16 protein-coding genes and 1 pseudogene are annotated in these 18,889 nt (G+C 59.6%); 9 read left to right on the plus strand and 8 right to left on the minus strand.

Annotation, left to right across the window (positions count from 1 at the left end):
• Positions 1-341: 341 nt before the first annotated feature.
• The gene (locus ACMFWR_RS15410) at positions 342-2,048 is read left to right on the plus strand and encodes a TIGR04141 family sporadically distributed protein (protein WP_413192478.1); all 1,707 of its coding nucleotides are present in this window, start codon (positions 342-344) and stop codon (positions 2,046-2,048) included.
• Positions 2,049-2,241: 193 nt separating this feature from the next.
• Here the strand turns inward: ACMFWR_RS15410 and ACMFWR_RS15415 are convergent, their stop codons facing one another.
• Positions 2,242-2,823 carry a hypothetical protein gene (locus ACMFWR_RS15415; protein ID WP_413192479.1) on the minus strand — a complete coding sequence of 194 codons (582 nt, stop codon included), beginning with the start codon at positions 2,821-2,823 and terminating at the stop codon, positions 2,242-2,244.
• A gap of 51 nt (positions 2,824-2,874) precedes the next feature.
• On the opposite strand from ACMFWR_RS15415, the gene ACMFWR_RS15420 reads away from it, so the two are divergent.
• From ACMFWR_RS15420 to ACMFWR_RS15440, 5 genes are all read left to right on the plus strand, one after another.
• Entirely contained in the window at positions 2,875-3,840 is a 966-nt protein-coding gene (locus ACMFWR_RS15420) for a DUF932 domain-containing protein (RefSeq protein ID WP_413192480.1), read from the plus strand.
• Positions 3,841-3,915: 75 nt separating this feature from the next.
• The gene (locus ACMFWR_RS15425; RefSeq protein ID WP_413192481.1) at positions 3,916-4,905 is read left to right on the plus strand and encodes a YqaJ viral recombinase family protein; all 990 of its coding nucleotides are present in this window, start codon (positions 3,916-3,918) and stop codon (positions 4,903-4,905) included.
• Positions 4,906-4,948: 43 nt separating this feature from the next.
• Positions 4,949-5,893, plus strand: a complete 945-nt coding sequence (locus ACMFWR_RS15430; RefSeq protein WP_413192482.1) for a phage capsid protein — start codon at positions 4,949-4,951, stop codon at positions 5,891-5,893.
• Complete coding sequence (locus ACMFWR_RS15435; protein WP_413192483.1) at positions 5,890-6,786, plus strand: hypothetical protein; 897 nt, start codon at positions 5,890-5,892, stop codon at positions 6,784-6,786. Before ACMFWR_RS15430 ends, ACMFWR_RS15435 begins: the two co-directional genes overlap by 4 nt.
• A gap of 96 nt (positions 6,787-6,882) precedes the next feature.
• Positions 6,883-7,182, plus strand: coding sequence for a hypothetical protein (locus tag ACMFWR_RS15440; RefSeq protein ID WP_413192484.1), 300 nt, complete (start codon positions 6,883-6,885; stop codon positions 7,180-7,182).
• Positions 7,183-7,201: 19 nt separating this feature from the next.
• On the opposite strand, the gene ACMFWR_RS15445 is transcribed toward ACMFWR_RS15440, so the two are convergent.
• The gene (locus tag ACMFWR_RS15445; RefSeq protein WP_413192485.1) at positions 7,202-7,435 is read right to left on the minus strand and encodes a helix-turn-helix domain-containing protein; all 234 of its coding nucleotides are present in this window, start codon (positions 7,433-7,435) and stop codon (positions 7,202-7,204) included.
• A gap of 66 nt (positions 7,436-7,501) precedes the next feature.
• On the opposite strand from ACMFWR_RS15445, the gene ACMFWR_RS15450 reads away from it, so the two are divergent.
• The 3 genes and pseudogenes from ACMFWR_RS15450 to istA all read left to right on the plus strand — a co-directional run bounded on the left by ACMFWR_RS15450 (position 7,502) and on the right by istA (position 10,898).
• On the plus strand, positions 7,502-7,849 hold the full coding sequence (locus tag ACMFWR_RS15450) for a hypothetical protein (protein ID WP_413192486.1): 348 nt from the start codon (positions 7,502-7,504) through the stop codon (positions 7,847-7,849).
• Positions 7,850-8,151: 302 nt separating this feature from the next.
• A complete protein-coding gene (locus ACMFWR_RS15455) occupies positions 8,152-8,700 on the plus strand; it encodes an FkbM family methyltransferase (RefSeq protein ID WP_413192487.1) in 549 nt (182 codons plus the stop codon).
• A 596-nt stretch (positions 8,701-9,296) separates the two neighbouring features.
• Positions 9,297-10,898 (plus strand): annotated as a pseudogene (gene istA / locus ACMFWR_RS15460) (IS21 family transposase).
• Here the strand turns inward: istA and ACMFWR_RS15465 are convergent.
• From ACMFWR_RS15465 to ACMFWR_RS15490, 6 genes are all read right to left on the minus strand, one after another.
• On the minus strand, positions 10,848-12,371 hold the full coding sequence (locus ACMFWR_RS15465) for a UvrD-helicase domain-containing protein (RefSeq protein ID WP_413192488.1): 1,524 nt from the start codon (positions 12,369-12,371) through the stop codon (positions 10,848-10,850). The pseudogene istA and the gene ACMFWR_RS15465 sit on opposite strands and share 51 nt — an antisense overlap.
• Positions 12,368-14,125 (minus strand): ATP-dependent nuclease, encoded by a 1,758-nt coding sequence (locus ACMFWR_RS15470; RefSeq protein WP_413192489.1) that lies wholly within the window; start codon positions 14,123-14,125, stop codon positions 12,368-12,370. The genes ACMFWR_RS15465 and ACMFWR_RS15470 overlap by 4 nt, the downstream gene beginning before the upstream one ends.
• Before the next feature lie 28 nt (positions 14,126-14,153).
• Positions 14,154-14,891, minus strand: a complete 738-nt coding sequence (qatD, locus tag ACMFWR_RS15475) for a Qat anti-phage system TatD family nuclease QatD (protein WP_413192490.1) — start codon at positions 14,889-14,891, stop codon at positions 14,154-14,156.
• Positions 14,888-16,165, minus strand: coding sequence for a Qat anti-phage system QueC-like protein QatC (qatC, locus tag ACMFWR_RS15480; protein WP_413192491.1), 1,278 nt, complete (start codon positions 16,163-16,165; stop codon positions 14,888-14,890). The genes qatD and qatC overlap by 4 nt, the downstream gene beginning before the upstream one ends.
• Positions 16,162-16,842 carry a Qat anti-phage system associated protein QatB gene (gene qatB, locus ACMFWR_RS15485; RefSeq protein WP_413192492.1) on the minus strand — a complete coding sequence of 227 codons (681 nt, stop codon included), beginning with the start codon at positions 16,840-16,842 and terminating at the stop codon, positions 16,162-16,164. The genes qatC and qatB overlap by 4 nt, the downstream gene beginning before the upstream one ends.
• Before the next feature lie 160 nt (positions 16,843-17,002).
• Positions 17,003-18,889, minus strand: coding sequence for a P-loop NTPase fold protein (locus tag ACMFWR_RS15490; RefSeq protein ID WP_413192493.1), 1,887 nt, complete (start codon positions 18,887-18,889; stop codon positions 17,003-17,005).

The raw sequence follows: 18,889 nt of genomic DNA on the forward strand, positions 1-18,889 counted from the left end.
AGCAGCCCAAAAAACGCCCTGCTCTCTTTTTCGGCGCCGTCTCCTTGCATCGAGGGCAAAAGACCGCTTGCGATGAATATATTGGTTGATTTATTTCCCACCCAATCACCTCAGACCACGATGTCCACGACTCGCGCAAAAGTTGGCGATATCATTAGCGTCGCGACTGCCGCGTTAGGCAGCAATGATAAATTTGCATCGCATAATGGAAATCTCTAGCCGGATGTCCCGATGCTGTTTAACCATTGTCCTATCATTTTCACCAGTCGAGCAGTTACGGAGCTCCATATCGCGCTCGCGTGGTCCGATACCTGGCAGAAGAAAAAGTTGCGGGGGCGTTGATGAAAGAGCATCAAGCCAAGCGAGAGCACCTCACGATCTATCTGGTCAGGGATGCCAAGCTAAAAGACGAACAAATTGTAAAAACCGATCGGGCGAAACCTCCTGTCGGCTTGAAAATAAGCTCAGGAACGGCTCGCCTTTACGCCAAAAAAAGCTCTCGCCCCAAATTGCCCGACTGGGCTCCGTTTCTCGTCCGCAACCAAGACGTGCCTCCCGATCTTTTCGAGGGCAGTCGGTCCGAGGGGGCCGTCCTGCTGATCCGGCATGGCAGCGCGGTCTTTGCGCTCTCGTTTGGAATGGGGCACCACCTTATCAACGTCGACCTAGTCGATCGCGACTTCGGTTTGCGCGTGACGCTCAACTCAATTGCTCCGCAAAAGCTGCGCAGCCTAGACAAAGCTAGTCACGAGATCAATCCGTTGCACATACGAAGCCAGAGCTCGCGAGACTCTGACATATTTGATTTAAATATCGACCCCGAGCTCGACATGGTCCACGCGGTGACGGGAACGTCTGAGGTCGGGATTTTTGGCGAGCAAATAAGCGGGCGTGACGCCCTAACGATCAACCCACCAGCCACACTTGACGACCTACCGCAGCTTTTAACCGAAGCCCTTTCCCGCCGCGACAAGCCGCTCCCCGAGCGATTCGCCTGGATAGACAACGTTCATCGGGTGCGCGATTCGACGCTCGTCGAATACCTCGACGACGCCCTCACCGATGCCTTGCAATCCGATCCCCGTCCGGAGGATATTTGGCTCGGTGAACCGGAGATCGTTGATTGGGAACGGCAGAGCGGCTACTCGTTCGACCAGCGATCGAGGACGGCACGTCACCCTACGCTGCAACTCGACCAGCTGATCGACTATATCGCCACGCACGGCGGAAAACCGAGCGCGACGTTGCTCAGGGCCATCTCGGTCCACGTAAACGACGCGAATTACCAGTCGATCAAAAGCTGGACGGCCTATCGGTGCCTGTACGCCGAGCTTCCTATGGGCAACGAGACATACATTCTTCGTAACGGGCTGTGGTACGAGGTCAGCCGCAAGTTCGTTGATGAGATTGCCACGTTCTTCAAGCGGCTCGACGCCGAGCCCGCGACGATGCCCGTCTATCGACATGCCAACGAGGGGCTATACAACGAAAGCGTCGCGAAGGAGAACGCCGGATTCGACCTGTTCGACAAGAAAAACATCTCGTTCGGCAACGGCTACGACAAGATCGAGTTTTGCGACCTCGTACGCGACACGCGCGACCTCATTCACGTGAAGCTCTACCGGAGCTCGGCCACACTCAGCCACCTCTTCGCCCAGGGGAGTGTGTCAGCCGAGACCTTCATGCGACACGACGACTTCCGGGTCAAGCTTAACGAGAGGCTCCCCGCCGACATGAAGCTCGAAAATCCTCTCCAGCGTCCGAAACCGGAGAACTATCGGATCGTCTACGCTATCGCGACCACGAAAAACCTTCCCGAAGACCTTCCGTTCTTTTCGAAGATAACCCTCAAGAACGCCATAGTCGGCTTGAATGCGCTTGGATTTCGAGTCGCGCTGGTGCGGATCGACATCGATCCCGTCTTTTTGAAGACCGCTCACTACAAACCGGCTCGCAATACGACCGGAACGCCAAGGCGGACGAAGAAGCTACAGACTACACGCCTCGGCAGCATTCAACTCCCGCCAGGGGCATCGCCTACGGTGTGATCTTCGCCACCTCATTTGGCGTTACACCCGTACCATAAAACAGGAAGAGAAGAGCCACGTCGCGAATCCGGCTTTGCCCCGTCACGGAAGCGACTTAAGAGCGTCGCGAGCCGGTGAGGTTCTATAACTGGAGGCTTTGCCATTATGTAATCCCGGAAATTTGATGCTGAATTCTCGGTCATCACGAGACAGTTTACCCGAGCGGATACGCAAAGGCACCGGAAAGCTTTGAACCATTCTGGTCATCGAAAAACGGAGCGTACGGGTAAAACAAGCAAAAATACGCCGACGTCGAGCGATTCGCGGACCTACACGTTGGGGCAATCACGGCAATGTAGATTGCAGAAAATCTCGGGCACATATCACCCTCTTGAACCGGACGCGCTCTGTCCGCTTGTTTTCCTTCAGGAGTAGTCGAATGGCTTTGCACTGTCCTCGCTGTGATAGCGCTCAAATTGAAACCCAGGATGTCGCCGCCAAAATCGGTGGTTCTGTCGGCACTGTCGCAGGCGCCGCAGGCGGTATCGCCGCAACGCTGACGGGCGCCGAAACCGGAGCGCTGGTTGGCTCCATAGCGGGCCCTGTCGGCACGGCGCTCGGTGGCTTCGCCGGTGCCATCCTCGGTGGCCTCTTCGGTGCCGCGACCGGCGGTGCCGCAGGGACGGCGCTCGGCGAAGCCGTTGACTCGCAAGTACTTTGCAATCACCGATGTCTGGCGTGCGGTCATACATTTCGCGCCAAGTAAGCAGTCCTCCATTTCATCCATCAACAGCATAAAGCCCGGCTCCGGCCGGGCTTTATGCGTTTACGTCTCAGGAGCTACATCATGCATCTCGTTCAATCCATGGCATATGTCGGGAAAACCCCGTGGCACGGTCTCGGCAACGCTCTCGGCCCTAATCAGCCGCTCGAAGTCTGGGCACGTCAAGCCGGGATGGACTGGCAAATCGAAGAAGCCGAGGTGCGTTTCGTCGCAAGCGACAACGGTACGCTTGGGTCGATCCATCCGTTTCCCGAACAGAAGGTGCTCTACCGCTCGGACACCAAGGCCCCGCTATCCGTTGTCTCCTCGCGCTATCAGGTCGTTCAGCCCGCCGAGATTCTCGAGTTCTATCGCGATCTCACGGAAGTCGGTGGCTTCGAATTGGAAACGGCGGGCGTGCTCAAGGATGGTAAGAAATTATGGGCGCTGGCCAAGACCGGTCAGAGCGTCACGCTCAAAGGTCGCGATCGCGTCAACGGTTACCTGCTGCTCGCTACCGCTTGCGACGGGACGTTAGCCACGACAGCGCAGTTCACATCTGTCCGTGTGGTCTGCAATAACACGCTGGCGATCGCTCTCGGTGACAGCACGAACGCCATCAAGGTCCCGCATCGCAGTCAGTTCGATGCCCAGGCGGTCAAGCGACAACTCGGTATCGCCATCTCGTCGTGGGATGGTTTCATGGCGCGCATGAAGGCGCTGTCCGAGCGCAAGGTCAGCGACCCAGTGGCCGAATCGTACTTGCGACGCGTACTGACTTACAACGCGAGCAACGTCAGCGATCGTGCGGTCACGACGAACGACAGTGCGGTGCGTGCCGTGCAGGATCTGTTTCGAGGGCGGGGCAAGGGCGCTGAGCTGGCTTCCGCCTCAGGCACCGCCTGGGGACTGCTCAACAGCGTCACCGAGTTCGTCGATCACCAGCGTCGTGCTCGCAGCGATGACCACCGTCGCGACGCAGCGTGGTTCGGCGCTGGCGCGACACTCAAGCAGAAGGCCTGGGACGAGGCTCTTCGGCTCGTCTCGTGACTCGGTCCCTGTTCAACCTCACTTACGCCCGGTAGAGCTTCGGCTCTCCGGGCTTTTTGCTTTTGGGAGAGCCTTATGCAAACCACTTCGCCGCGATCTCGCAGTCGTGCCGCGCTGCGTTTGGTCGAAACGCGCGAACTGAGCCGAGATGACTGGCTATCCGTACGTCGCAACGGCATCGGCGGATCGGATGCGGCTGCGGCCGTCGGCATCAGTCCGTACATGAGTCCGTTGGAGCTTTGGCTCATCAAGACCGGGCGCGACGCTAAATTGCCGAAGCCGGATTCGGAGGACACGACCGATCCGGTCTACTGGGGCACGCTGCTAGAACCCATCGTCGCCGCGGCCTATACGAAGCAGACCGGACGTCGCCTCAGGCGAGTCAATGCCGTCCTTCAACATCCAACTATCCCCTTCATGCTGGCGAACCTCGATCGCGAGGTCACGGGCAATCGGGACGTCCAAATCCTGGAGTGCAAGACAGCGGGCGAATTCGGCGCGAGGGCATGGCGGGAAGGCGTGCCCGAGTACGTGCAAGTGCAGGTGCAGCATCAATTGGCGGTCACCGGCAAACAGGCTGCGGATGTCGCGGTATTGATTTGCGGCCAGAAGCTCGAAGTCCATCGAATCGAGCGTGACGACGATTTGATCGCCCGGTTGATTCCGCTCGAGGCGGCGTTCTGGCGGTACGTCGAAATGGATACACCGCCACCGGCTGATGGTTCCGAATCGTCCGATCGTGCGCTGCGGTGTCTGTATCCGTCAGGCAGTGGCACGGTGGATTTCACCGGTGACCGAGCACTGTGCGCGGCCTTCGCCGATCTGGTCGCCGTGCGGGCCGACATCGAAGGGCGTGAAAAAGTCGAATCACGCCTCAAGCAGCAAATCCAGCAAGCGATAGGGACGGCCGAGCGTGCGGTCTTCGAGACCGGCGCCGTGTCGTTCAAGCGCAGTCGAGATGGCTCGGGTTTCGATCTCGCACGGTTTCAGGCGGAGCAGCCCGAGGTCGCCGCCCGGTACGCCGTCCCCAAACCTGGCACGCGGCGTTTTCTCCTATCGACCTGATGTCCCATTGTTCCCTCATTTCCTCTTTTTTAAGGAGAGCGCCATGCTCAAAGGCCTGGCCATTACACCGCCCGTGATCGGGCGCATTTCTATCGGCCGTGTCATCGAGAAGAACGGCAAACGTCTTCCCCAGAAGGACGACCAGTTCACGCTCACGACCCAGGTCCAGAATCGAGATGGGTGGTTACTGCACCCGCTCAACGAATCGCTGCGTAAAGCAAACGTCGGGAAGCTGCGCTCGATACCCGTGCGCTTGCTGTTCAATGATCCTGACCTCAATCTGCGCTCAGAGTACGCGCTGTTCGATCGCGACTCCGGACGGCCCGTCTGCGTCGGCAATGGCGAGACGTGCAAACGGGCGTCCGACAATGCTATCGAATCTCTGCCGTGCCCCTCACCGGACGGCTGCGCATTCGGGCGAGCAGGCAACTGCAAACCTTACGGGCGGCTGAACGTCGTGGTCGGCGACGAGGACGAGCTGGGCTCGTTCATCTTCCGCACCACGTCGTATAACTCGATCCGAACGCTCGCTGCGCGGCTGCACTACTTCGGCGCAGTCTCCGGCAATCTGCTAGCCTGCCTGCCGCTGGAATTGAAGCTGCGCGGCAAGTCCACCACGCAAAGCCATCGGTCCGCAATCTATTACGTGGACCTCGCGATGCGTTCGGGCAACACGCTTGAAGAGGCTATTCATCAGGCCCGAGAGGTTGATAGTCGCCGTAAGGCAGCCGGCTTTGATCAGGTGGCGTTGGATCAAGCCGCTCGCGCGGGCTTCGGTCGTGGGGCGTTTGAGGAGAGCGTCGAAGACAGTTCAGCCGTTGCCGAAGAATTCTTCTCGAACGCCGACAGATCGGACTCCGATGCGGCGGCCGGGTTTTCCGGCTCGCCCGCCCCATCGAGAGACATTACCTCTGTTCCGCCGGCTACGGCGCGCCTGCGTCAGAAGCTCGACCGACGTGTGGCCTCGCTGAGAATCGATGCGGCATGAGGCTGACCCGATGGATGACCGTGATCGTCGCGAGCCTTGCGACCGTCACGGCAGTCAGCATGTCAGTGCTGGCGAGTTGGCAGCGTGGCGGCTCCATGCCCGAACGCATTGTCTGGATCGCAGTGGGTGCGGTGCTGACGACGAGCGTCCACGTGATTCCGGCAATTAGCCGCGGCACGCCAGTCACGCAGCGTGCCGTGGCGACACTCATCTGGCTGTGTTGCATCGTGACGACCTGTTACGGGCACGTGACGTTCTTTCTGTCTGCACAGCGCGATGCCGGTGCAATACGGGTGTCGTTGATTCTTCCTCCCGCGACACCCCGGCGGACGCTCTCAGCAGTTCAGGACGATCGGGCGAGTGTCGTGGGGCGGCTTGCTTATGCAAGGACACAGCGGTGTATCGCACCGTGTCCCTCGCTCGAAGCCCGTATCTCATCGCTGGCAGCCAAACAGGAAGCGCTCGATGCCGAAGTCGACGAGGCGCGTCGATGGCAGGCCGCATCCGATCGGATCGCGCTTTTGCATGATGCGGCCGAGATGGATCCGGTCACCGCACTGCTTACGCAGATATCGGGGAAATCCGCCGCCGCTGTGAACGTGCTCACCGGCGTGTTGTTCGCGCTGGTGGTGGAATGTCTTGGCAGCTTCCTGTGGTGGATCGCGTCGCTGAGTCCCGATTCGGCCGAGGTACGCGATAGTCATCCGAGCGTCGTGCCTGTCCCAACCGAGACATCGGGGCAGTCACCGCCAATGACCGAACTCGAACGGCTCAGTCACGCTGTCAGCCAGGGCACTATCCGCCCGACGGTCTCCGACATCCGGCAGTACCTACGCTGCTCACAAGCCAAAGCCGCTTCCCTGCGGCATCAGCTTCTCAAGCTTCGTCCCTAGGGCGCATTCCGCCCACCCCTCTCCAACCCCTTGTACGTGCTCCGCATCCGGTTCTCTCCGGAGGCCTTCGCACGTCCCGACTTTTTGAGATTCGAAATGACTGACAACCGTTTTTACGAACTGCAACCCCGTTTCAAGCTCGGCCGCCTCGTCATCACGCCGGGTGGACTCGCAACGCTTCGCACGAACCGTGTCTCGATCACGCAGCTACTGGTTCGACATGCTTCAGGAGACTGGGGCGATGTGTCGGACGATGACCGCGAGCAAAACGATCTCTCCATCGATACAGGCTTGCGGTTGATTTCCATCTACACGATGCCAGACCGAACCAAGCTCTGGGTCATCACCGAATCCGACCGGTCAGCGACGACGTTTTTGTTGCCCGACGAGTACTGACGGCTCGTGCCCAGGCTCGCTACTCGAGAATTCGGTCGAGAAACGCTTTGGGCTCCATCTCCAAGGCGGCCAGAAAGTCGATCAGCTCAATCAGATCGACCCGTCTGACGCCGCTTTCCACCTTCGACACATAGGCCTGAGGCCGTCGTAGTCGTTCAGCGACGTCGATCTGCAGCAGCCCTCGTTCCTTGCGAATCGCGGCAAGTTCTGAAGCGACAAGCTGGTAACGACGGTCGTGGATGGGATGGGCCATCAGCAAATTCTAAATACACATTCAACATATTCCAGTTACGTATACGGTATATTGAGGGGAACGCCCATGGTGAAAGAAAAACTTTGGCTGATCGCCGCGCTGCTGACCGTGCTCGGCATCCTCGCCGACATGCATGAACTACGCGTCAATCGGGTCAGTGACTTCGGTCGCTGGGCTTGGGTGCTGAGCGGCGTGCTGTTAGGACCGCTCGCACTCGCCCTGTACGTGCCTGCGCGCCGCGTGACTCGCCGATCGCTGGTCGCGTCTGTCTGGCTCGCAGTGGGCGACGCGTCTCAGCCGGTCGAAGTGCGTCGTGCTCGGCTTCTGGCACTGAAAGCCCAGGGGCTGATCGGCCGCGCGGTGTTCCGAGCGTGCTCGCGTGATCTGGAGCAGGACGCCGCGGCGTCTCGCTAGGCGCAACCCAAAACGGCCTCCGTTCCCTGTAGCGGAGGCCACCGAGCATCGCTCGAACTGATTCCCGCATTCCAATGAAACGAGAACTCAAAAAATTGATCGGTGGCAAAGCGCGTTGGGTCTGGCTGTTTCGGACCCTCCGTGCGGTGCCATTTAAGCTCGAACTGCCTGTGTTCGGGGCCGTCTCGACCCTCGACGAGATCCTGAATATTCACGACAACTTCGGCAAAGGCGAACTGCGCAATGCCGAAATCGAAGCGCACCTGAAAACAGCACCGAATCCGGTCATCGTCGACTGTGGTGTGAACATCGGCATCACGGTGCGCTGGTGGCATCACCTCAATCCGAGGGCGCGCGTGTTCGGCTTCGACATGATGGAGGAGGCTCACGCCTTTACGAAAAGCCGCATCGGTGGATCCGCCGACTGGTATGTTCCGACGACATGCGCACTGGCCGCCACCGAAGGTTCGGCCATCCAACTGAGCTTCGACGACCCGCTTTTCGGGGAGAACAGTGTTGGTGCGAAGGATCGCAAGCATCAGCGCACGGTCCAGACCGGAACGCTCGATGTTCGACTCTCGCACTACCATCTCAAGATCATCGATCTGCTCAAAGTCGATATCGAAGGGTACGGTGCCGAGGCGCTCAAAGGTGCTGTTCAGACGCTTCGTAAAACGCGATATGTCATGTTCGAGACGCATTCGAGAACGGAGGTGTCGCAAGCGTGCCGCATCCTGCATGATGCCGGGTTCGAGGTCATCGGCATGCGGGCCCGGACGTTGGTGTTAGAACGCGAACGTGCCGATACAACAAGCATTCAATCGGCCGTCGCCGAGGCGTTGCCGCTATGAGAGTTCGAGACTTCTTGACGATCACACTGCCGATCCTCGTCCTGCTTGCGCTCGTGACATCGGTCGACGGACTCGGACTCGATCGGGTTGGCGACCGCATCAGGGCTGCGAGGCGGCGGGGCACCACGGCCTCGTAGCTCTGTTCGAGACCGGCGGGGAGGCCAACGCCTGGCGCCCCCTCGGGTCGGCGCCTTCTTTTTTTGCACGAAATCACCCAGGCCGCGACACGTCGCAGCCTTTCGGGTCGGCCCTATCGACCCACTTCGGTCAGATGCCTTTCTCCGAAGCGGTCAGTCGGAGAATTTCATGGTTTCCGAACCGGAGTGCTGGCAAGTGCGTATTCCGGCGAGCGTGATCACCCATTCCGACGGAATGTGATCATGGATTCCGGACGAACGTGATCACGCGTTTCGGTTGAACGTGATCGCTGATCGTGTATTTCCGAAACGAGCGATCACGATGCCGGAATGGCTGATCACGTTAGCGAAACGCGTGATCACGTAACCGGAACGTAAGCCGAGTTTGAACCTGGCGATGCTGTTGCGCATGTATTGAACCGTGGCGTTAGCCTGCTCGCTTTTTGCGAAGAGGGACTGATGCCGGCACACCGGACGAGCATGCGCAAATCGAAGGAAGTCCTGCGACTGAAGTGGGCGTGCGGCTTGACTCATCGGCAGATCAGTCGGGCCGTAGGCATCAGCGTAGGCGCAGTATCGAAGCTTGCTGCCTTGGCGAGTCAGGCCAGGCTTGACTGGGATCTCGTCGAGCCGTTATCCGACGACGAGCTTGAGGCGCGTTTGCATCCGACGTTGCCCGAAGCGGCGAGTTCGTCGCGTCGTATCGAACCCGACTATGCGGTGCTGCACCGCGAGTTGCGCCGCAAGGGCGTGACCCTGCAGTTGCTGTGGGAAGAATATGTCGAAGCAGCGGCCGGACAGCGCAGCTATCGCTACACGCAGTTTTGCCAGAAGTACAAAGACTGGACACAGTCGCTCAAGCGCTCGATGCGCCAGCAACATCGCGCCGGCGAGAAACTGTTCACCGACTTCGCGGGACCCACGGTCGCGATCTTCGCGCGCGATGGCGGAATCGACTTCCAGGCGCACGTGTTCGTCGCCGTGCTCGGCGCGTCGAGCTACACCTTCGCCTGCGCGACACGCTCTGAAACGACGGCCGACTGAATCGGCGGTCTGTGCGACGCACTCGAATTCATTGGCGGCGTGCCCGAGTTGATCGTGCCCGACAACCCCGGAGCACTGATCGCACGCCCCGACCGATATGAGCCGGTGCTAGGCGAGACCACGCAAGACTTCGTGAACCACTACGCCACGGCGATGTTGCCGGCGCGTCCGCGCAAACCGCAGGACAAGGCGAAGGTCGAAGTCGGCGTGCAAATCGTCGAGCGTTGGGTACTCGCTCATCTGCGCCATCACCGCTTCTTCAGTCTGGCCGAACTGAACCGCGCCATTGCGGCGCTGGTCACCGACTTGAACACTCGGCCATTTAAGAAGTTCGATGGCAACCGTCGCGAATGGTTCGAACGACTGGATCAGCCAACGTTGCGTACGTTGCCGGTGCGGCGCTACGAGATCGCGACCTTCCACAAGTGCCGTGTGAGCATCGACTACCACGTCGAGGTCGGCGGCCACTATTACAGCGTGCCTCACAACCTCGTGCGTGAAGAGATTTGGGCACGCGTGACTCGATACAGCGTCGAGCTTCTACACGGTGGCCGACGTGTTGCCGCTCACGCTCGCAGTCGCGTCAAGGGGCAGCACACGACCATTGCCAAACACATGCCGGCTGCGCATCGAGCGCACATGGAATGGACACCGGGGCGCTTGCTCAACTGGGGCGCCTCCGTTGGCACCAGCGCCGAGGCCGTTGTGCGTTACCAGTTGACCCACAAACCGCATCCCGAGATGGGTTACCGAGCCTGTCTGGGGCTTCTCTCGCTTGCGCGCAAATACGGCAAAGCACGGCTCGAGGCTGCTTGCGAGCGCGCCCTGGCCATAGGCTCGCCCACGTGGCGCTCGGTCGTGTCGATCCTCGAAGCAGGACTTGATCAACAGCCCGCACCTGCGGCTACGGCTGCCGAATGGCAAGCCCCCGAGCACGAGAACGTGCGTGGACCGGATGGCCCCATGCTAAAGAACGAACAGTGGACTTGGGTTCGCTCGCGAGAGCACAAGTTGTAGGCGATGTGTGGCACGGCTCAATGCTACGTACAGGAGGCAACGCGCGTCCTCCTTGTCTGGAAACGTCTCTGCGTTGATGGGCACGAGGATGACACTTTCACATTCCAGGCCCTTTGCCTTGTGAATCGTGCTGATGGCGCGCACCGGAGGGTTTGGCCGTGTATAGGTGCGGCGGTGCGTGATCTCAGCCAGGCCGATATCTGCGGTTTCGTAGTCACCCAAGCGAACGGCCTCCCAGAATTCTTTCTGGTGGTCGATCTCGATGGCGCCGAACGCTGCCTGCTGCTCCTTCATGTCGCACAAACGCCTGAGCATCTTCGCTACGCCTCGATGATCGGGCTCGGTCATAAGCGTGCGGGCAAGCTCCTGGATCAGGGCGGGCTTGCCCGATGTGGATTTCGTGCAACCTTCAGTCGCTTCGCGAACCAGCCTCTCACCGAAGGCTGACGGACTAAAGCCCTTCCCCACGTCGTCCATAAAACCTACAACGGCCGCGGCAATGGCTGCCGCGTTCCCCTTGTTGTTCTGGATAGCCGCAACCAGACGGTCAAGCCCGTACCTGGTGTGACCTTCCCAGATCGGCAGGCGGCGGAAGAACATGGCCCGAATCGCCCGTGCCGTGTCGTTGTAGCGAGTGAGAACGAGCAATGACGGCTGGCTTTTTTCAAAGTCGTCGATGGATTTCCGCAGACCGGGAGCGGGCCGGAAATCCATGCGCGCTTGCGCTTGGTTTTCGACAAACACCAGTTCGACGCTGTCCGGGAGCCCGGCAGTTAGATCGATGCGGCCATTGTTCTGCAGCGTCTCACGTGCCTTGAACGTCCAGGCTCCGAGATCAGGACAGCCCCCACGACTCCAGCGATGCGGGAAGTCGAGCCGTTCAAAGGCCTGTGCGGCCCCAGTCAGCGCCTTCCAATCGTATCGTGGCAGGCCCCCTTTGACCGGCTTGTCGGGGAAGATACGCTGCATCGGGTCAGCGAATATGCGCACCCGCGATCCCTGCCCGGCCAGCGCCATCACGATGGCGTGCTGGTCGCCGCTTGAATCCTGATGCTCGTCACACAACACGACGGGGTAACGTCTCGCCGCGGCTTTGGCGATCATCGGGTGCCGCTTGAGCAGTGCAGCCACCCGCAGCGCCAGCTCGCCGTAGCCGTCTCTGCGCTGGCGTACCCATGCTGCCGTATCGGCGGGCACGCCGAGTCCGGCGTGGTAGGCCCCGGCGATGCTGGCGATTAGACTGTCAATCGTTGCAATCTCAACGCGAGAGCCCGCCTCTTTCGTACGTCCAGCGAAGACCGAGCATGCCGCGTGCGTATGCGTCAGGATGAGCGTGCGCTGCCCATCGGGTGATTCTGATAGCGCTTTGGCGTAGTCGGCGCCTTGATGGGTCTTGCCACATCCTGCCGGCGCTTCTACGACGACGAGTTGGGCGTCGGAGCGGATCGCGTCGTAGACACTCGCGTCGCTCAAGATGACAGGTCTTCCAGTGGCGATATCCCTGCTGCGGCGCGAACGGCGTTGCAGAAGGGCAGAAGTTGCACCTTGAGCGCGGGCCAGACGCCCAGGCTGAACAGCTTTTGGGCAAGCTCACGACCACCGCGCTCTGTCTTGAACCAATCTTGTGACTGCTTGCCATACGTCTTCTTCTCGGCCTCGATCGTGCCTTCTGGCACGGTTCCTCCAGCGGCCTCTTTGATGAACCGCTTGAGTTCGGCCCCCGCCGCAGCCTTGATGCTGGCAAAGTCCTTCGGTTCGATCTTGAGGCGCATCGCCAGCGACCGCAGTCGGCGCCCGGTCTTTTCATCATCGGGGTCCGTGATGAAGACTTCGATCTTGCTATCGTCGAGCGCGTCCACGATGTTTGATTCGATGTCGCCCGATTTCCAACGAAAGAGGAGTGGGCCGAGTTGCTTCTGTACTTTGGCCCAGCGCGTCGGGTGCCTGTTCTCGTCGTCAGCGAAGCCGCCAAACTGCATGCCGCCATTGGACAAGGATTCAAGCAGTTCGATTGTCGTGTCGTGGCCACCGCCATCGGCGACGTGGAAGCCAAGAGGCTGAAGTTCCGAAGACAGCGCTTTCGCGAGGAGCGACCGGACGAATCCGACTTCTGTGACGCCTTCGGCGACAACAGTCAGCCGAGCAAGGAAGGCATCAGGATCAGTCGCGCGCAGCCTTGCGACCTTCGCTCCTGTGAGTTGCCCCAGTCCGCCGGACTGGTCCATGTACCAGAGCGATGCCTTCGCCGCGGCCGAGATCACCGCAGGGCTATGTGTCGTGATGAATGCTTGTGAAGTTGCGGCCTGCAGTCTATCCATCAGGATGCGCTGCCGGTACGGCTCCAGGCCGCGCTCGACTTCATCGACAACCGTGATCGGATTGCCTCCCTGAATCTGTTCAGCGATGGCCAGCGCCGACAGCCGCCTGGTCCCTGCACCCCAACTCGACAGGGGCAGCTGTATCGTCTCTCGCTTCGCTGTCAATCCGACGAGGGACGCGATCGATGGGCCTTGCCCGCCAGTGACGGCGATATCAAGTTCATCGGGCAGCTTGCGCTTACGAAACGCCTCGTCCAGATCGGTTAGAGCCTTACGTGCATCGTCCGACAGTTCGCCGCGCACGTCGTTTTCAGCAAGCTTGCTAGCCATCCGCGAGCGAAGGCCTTTGTCTGTCAGCAGGCGATCGAGAGCCGATCCTTGCACGAGCCGCAGGTCGCGATCGTTTCGGTCGTCACCACTCAAGCGCACCAGGCCGATTGCACGGCGAAACGAGACCGGCAGGGTGTCGGTCATGCCACTCGGCTGAACGATCTCATAGCTGAGTTCCAGGTCGGCGGTGCCCCGGACGCGCAAGAGGTAGACCTCCTCGCCGGGAAGTGCACTGTTCTCATCATGGGAGGGCACGATTGCATCGAGCCCGTTCCAGCTCCAAGGCCAAGACGGTTTGACCAGCTGATTTATGTCGCCTGACGGCAAGGCAATCACCGCTTCGATGCTGAACTCCGCTCCTTCGTCGCGAAAGTTGTAGTCACTGTCGAGCACCGTTGCACTGTTCGTCGGACTCAACAGCAGACTAACCGCATCAAGTATCGTTGTCTTGCCGACATCGCCACCTCCGAGGATGAGGTTCACGCCAATCGCCGGCCGCCATGAGAGATGCTTAATGCCGCGGTAGCGCTCAATGGTCAGTTTGTAGATCGTTGGAACGCTTGGGCTGGTTGTTGTCATTCTTGGTCTCCCGTCGCTCTGGGACTGGCTAGCTCGAGTGTGCCGCTAAAAGGTTGCGAAGGTTTTCGTTTAGCTGTTCGGCGACAACATCTGTTCCAACGGCCCATAGTTCTGCCAGGGCATCAACAGCCAAAGCGGCATCCCATGGCAATGCGGCTCTCCTCTCAACCTGGGCGAAAGGGCCGTCCGTCTCAGTCAGGATTCGGTTTCTGGGTATTGCGTTCGCGATGTATCGTCCCTTCTCGGTGGCAAGCATCGCAGGCCCGACACTGAACCAGCAGCCTTGAAGGATAGCCTTCGAAAGCTCACTGCGACTGCCGCTGAACCAATGCAATATCGGCGTTCCCGCCGCAGGATAAGACGCAAGCTGCTTGAGAACGGCTGTTGTCGCTCTACGACTATGGATGGACATTACCCTTCCGCCGGCCTGCGAGCATCGGCCCAGAATATGCGTAAAGACTTGAAGTTGGCGGTCCCAATGCAGTTTGAATTCAGGTGCGCCGTCCAAGCCAATTTCTCCTATGTACCGAGCCTGCGAGAACAGTTCGTCAAACAGCGAAAGCTCGGGGAACCTTTGGTGGGCCAGCTGAGGATGGAGCCCCAGCGCCGTTCGTATCCGGCGGGAACCGTTGCCGATGGCGGCTGTTCGTGTCCACGCGCTTGGTGTTGTCGTGACTGACAACACATACATGCCCAACCGGTCGATCTCGCGGACCACAGATGACGGATCGGGGTAGAGGTCAAGGTGGGCGTGGAAATCGATCACTTGGCGCCCATGCCATTCAATAGCGCAGCGACTTCCGCCAGTCCGCGCTCGGCGGTGAGTGCTAGAGATGCCTTATCGGAGATTCGCGAGGAACTAATGGTCGCGCCGAGCCATCGGCGCGTCCCGATGCTTTTCTGGACGCCTGCGGCCACGAGAGCAGCACGCACGTCCTCGAAGCCAGCGTGGTCGTCGTCATCGCGTGCGAGATCGTCGTAGACATAGACTGTAGTGTCGACCAGCCCGGCCGCTGAGAAGGCGGCCCGCCTTACAAGGCAGGGAACGCATCGCCCGCAGTGTTTGTACCCAAACTTCTTGAACCTGCCGCAACTTGTGGTGCACGAGGCGTACTCTTGGAGAAGAAGCTGCCCTGCGCACTCTTTCATCATTTCGCCTTTCGTCTTAAGTCTGTAGGGGTTCTCGATTCTTACCCGCAGCTGCGCAGAGTCCAGGATTTGCTGCAGGAGCGAGAATACAACCGGATGGGTAGTGCGCGTGCTCAGGCTCCCCAATCGTCCGCCAGTCAGCGGCGGATTCAACGCGATGAACCCGTTTTCGCAGACATAGAGGGGTACGACATTACCGGCATGATGGTCTACCAACGTGGTGGCCATGAATACACCGTATGCAAGAAACAGAAGCGAACGCGCTCGCTGCGATGGTGGCTCTTCAGGGTCTGGAATCTCGGCAGTGTGATTGACTTGCACATGGCGAAGTCCACCGCCTATGACGCTTGCGAATTTAGCTTGCTTCTCTGCATCGCCGCGGACGGTCTGGCTCACTGCAAGTGGTCGTTTCCCTTGTGCCGCAAGATCGATTGCGCCTATGAAGCTATCCAAGCCCCCCGACAAAAGAACGACGCATTGCTCGAACGGATGCTCGGGCGGTTTGTCAGACTGTGGGGCGACGCCTCCCCCGACAAAATGGACGGTCCATCTGTCACCGCTCAAATAGGCCAACAGTTCTTGAAGGGTAGCCACCTGGCTCGACCAGAACTCGGGGTCTAGGACAGCGATGGTCAGCTCAAACTGCCTTGTCCAACCGTCAGTGCTCAAGTCGCGATGTCCCGCAAGATCGGCGCAAATCGCTGACAGCGCTATTGCAAGCAGGTCCCAAGCCTTGGCTGAAGGCGTGACACGCTGGCGTAGCAACTCGTTCTTGAGCGCATAGCCCGCTGCTCCTCGGCCGGCTACTGTGGCTCTGCCGAAGAGTACGACCTCCAGGTCGCTCTCTACGGATGCAAAGTCGAATCCGGAGGGTGCGCAGATTAGTCTCATTCGACGTAGCTCTCAAAAACGGTGAACGTCTCGCGAATCGCCATCTGTACGATCTGTGTTACGCGGCTGGCGACGAACGTCTGGCCGGCCGCTCGCACCTTGCGAAACGCCTCTGAGACGTGTTCTCGCACAAAGTCCCGCATCTCTCGCATCCGCCCCATGCCGGCGGCCGCGGTGGGAGCCTTGGCAAGGACCTTGGCACCTATGTCGAGATCCACTCGGCGAAAGATGTCGGCTGCGACGAAGCGCTCAATGGCTACTTCGCGCTGCTCAGGGAGAAGGTTTCGCAAATCTGCATCTGGAAACTCAGTTAGTACATCCGAGAGCGCGTCCATGATCGCCGCTCTGTTTGCCTCCGAGTCCTGTGTACCGTCAACGGGCCGTACGGCTTCAACCACAGCGTCCATGATCTCGTCAGCCGACATGCTGGCGGTCAGTGCTGGGTCAAGCGGCGCTCCCGGCGCCGCGAAGGAATTCGCGGCGCCGCCACCCAGGGCGGTGAAGAGAGAGTTGGCGGTTTGAGCTGTCGAAGCCATCCGCCTCGTAGCGGTAGAGCTGCCGGCGTAGCCCTTGGCCACGTAGTGGCCCATGCCGCGCTTCAGTTGACCGCGGTCGCCGGTACGGGCCCATTCGCCAAGATTGACATTGGTCGCCCTGAAACGGCCGGCCGGCGCCATGGGGATCGGTTCTTTGGGCGGCGCAGGCGGGGGGACGCTGCCTGGCGTCGCGTCCGTATCAGGAGGTGCGCCTTCCTGGGGGACAGGTGGATTGGGCGGTGGTGGCAAGGGCAAGTCTGGCACCCATGGTGGCACCATCGGTACACCGGACGGCGATCCTTTACTTGATTGCGATGTCCCCATTTTTCTTCCTGTTGTTTATCGCGGTCTTCGCTGGTTTGCCCACCTCGACATCATCTAGCCACGCGTCGAAAACGTCCGTTGACCAGGCACGATCGGCGAGCTTCGGAATGATCCCTGCCTTGATCTGCGTTCCGGGTCGCTCTCGCATGAAGGCTGCGACGCGCTGTCCTTGTGCGGGGTCTATGTCGCTTAGCGTGAGCAGCGCCTCCAAGATCGGCGGCGTTCCCCACTCTTGTTGCTGGCGTGCCCTCGCCAAAACCCGGTCCATCAACACCACAAGTTCCGATCGACTTAGCGCGGCAAGCCGTGGCTTGATTGTTGCCGCCATGGCGGGCTGTTCGAGAAGTCCTTCCAACAGATCCGCAGCTTCAGCGGACAGCCGGTCCTCGGCAGTGATGAGCGGCGCGTGCTCCCGACTCACATAGAGCGCGGCGCGCAGGTCCCGATCGCTGAGGCTCGGGGGCAAGCGCAGCCAATCTTGTAGGAATTTGTCGTCCCACGGCGCTTGGAGCTTCGCATCGTTGCCTGTAGCTGCCACGGTTTCGAGTTGAGCCAGAAATTTCGGCTTTCCATCGCCGTCGCTTTCGGTCACTGCCTTGACCAAGTCAGCGTAAGCCTTGGTGCTTCCACTGCGTTCAAACAGCAGAACTTTTACTAGTTCTGATTCATCAACACTGACTCCTTGTGCGCGAGCCATCGACATACGGATCGAAAGAGCGTTCAAAAATCGCTTGATTAAGCGCGGATTTCCGGCTATGCCTTCGGCACTCGTCATCAAAGGCGCGAGTCTGTCAGCAAGATCGAGCCGCGCAAGAAGGTCATCTGGCAGCTTCCTGCCATGGTGTGTGGCTATGAACTTTGTGTCGACTCGAGAGCCCTGCCATGTCTTGCTGAGCTGTGTACAGACACCTTCGCGCAAGTTCTCCTTCTCTTGCTGTTCGAGACTGCTATTTTCGATGAACAGCAGCATCATGTAGGCGCGGACTTCTTGCGTCCCCAAGGGTGGCACGCGAATGGGCACCTGGATGAGCTTGTCGAAATAGTTCGTGACTAACTTGTCTTCCACGCCCTGGAAATGCCGCTTGACGGCATGCTTGATCATCTGGTCGTCAGCGGCGATGACAAATGCAGTGTGCTTAAGGAAAAGCAGCAGGCGAATCGCTTCGAGCGTCGAGATGGTCGTCTCTGGAAGGCAGCGGTCCAGGTCATCGATCAATACGACCAAGGTGACGCCCATCTCTTTCAGCGTCTCCTCAAAGCCGCGACGTAGGGCCTCGATTTCCTTTGGCGGGGAGATGACCTGACGATCCCTCAACAAACCTTTTGTCTGTTCGTGCGCTTCTCCAATGATCTTGCCGCCTTCTTCAAGGGTTTCCCGATCGGCCTCGCCGTCCAACAGCTTCTTTCCGATCGCCACCGCCTCCCCGATCAGGCCTGTCGGAGGCAGTCCAAGTGCAATCGATGCTGCAGTGCCAGCTGTGAGCTTCATTACTCGGAACCATTCCACACGCTTCATCAGCGCCGTGGCCTTCTTCAAGCCAGTTTTGCGCGACTCGGCTTCCTTGGTCAAAGCTGACGCGACAACCTCGATAAGTGCGGTGCGGGCGTCGTCGTAGCCTTGGTAAAGCCAAGCGTTGAATTCAACGAAGATGAACTTGCTGGGGTCCGCACCGCCGTTTACCACGGCCCTCTGTTCAATCGCGGCGTGAACGAGCTTAATCAATGACGACTTCCCGACCCCCCAGACCCCGGACACGCCGATCGACACGGGTCTGTCGCGAGCGTTCTCGATAATCTCGGCTACCGTTGCGGCGACGGTTCCAAAGTTCAAGTAGTCCTGGGCGGTTTCGTTGTCGCTCCACAT

Source organism: Pararobbsia alpina (genome assembly GCF_965118125.1).
GTDB lineage: Bacteria > Pseudomonadota > Gammaproteobacteria > Burkholderiales > Burkholderiaceae > Pararobbsia > Pararobbsia alpina_A.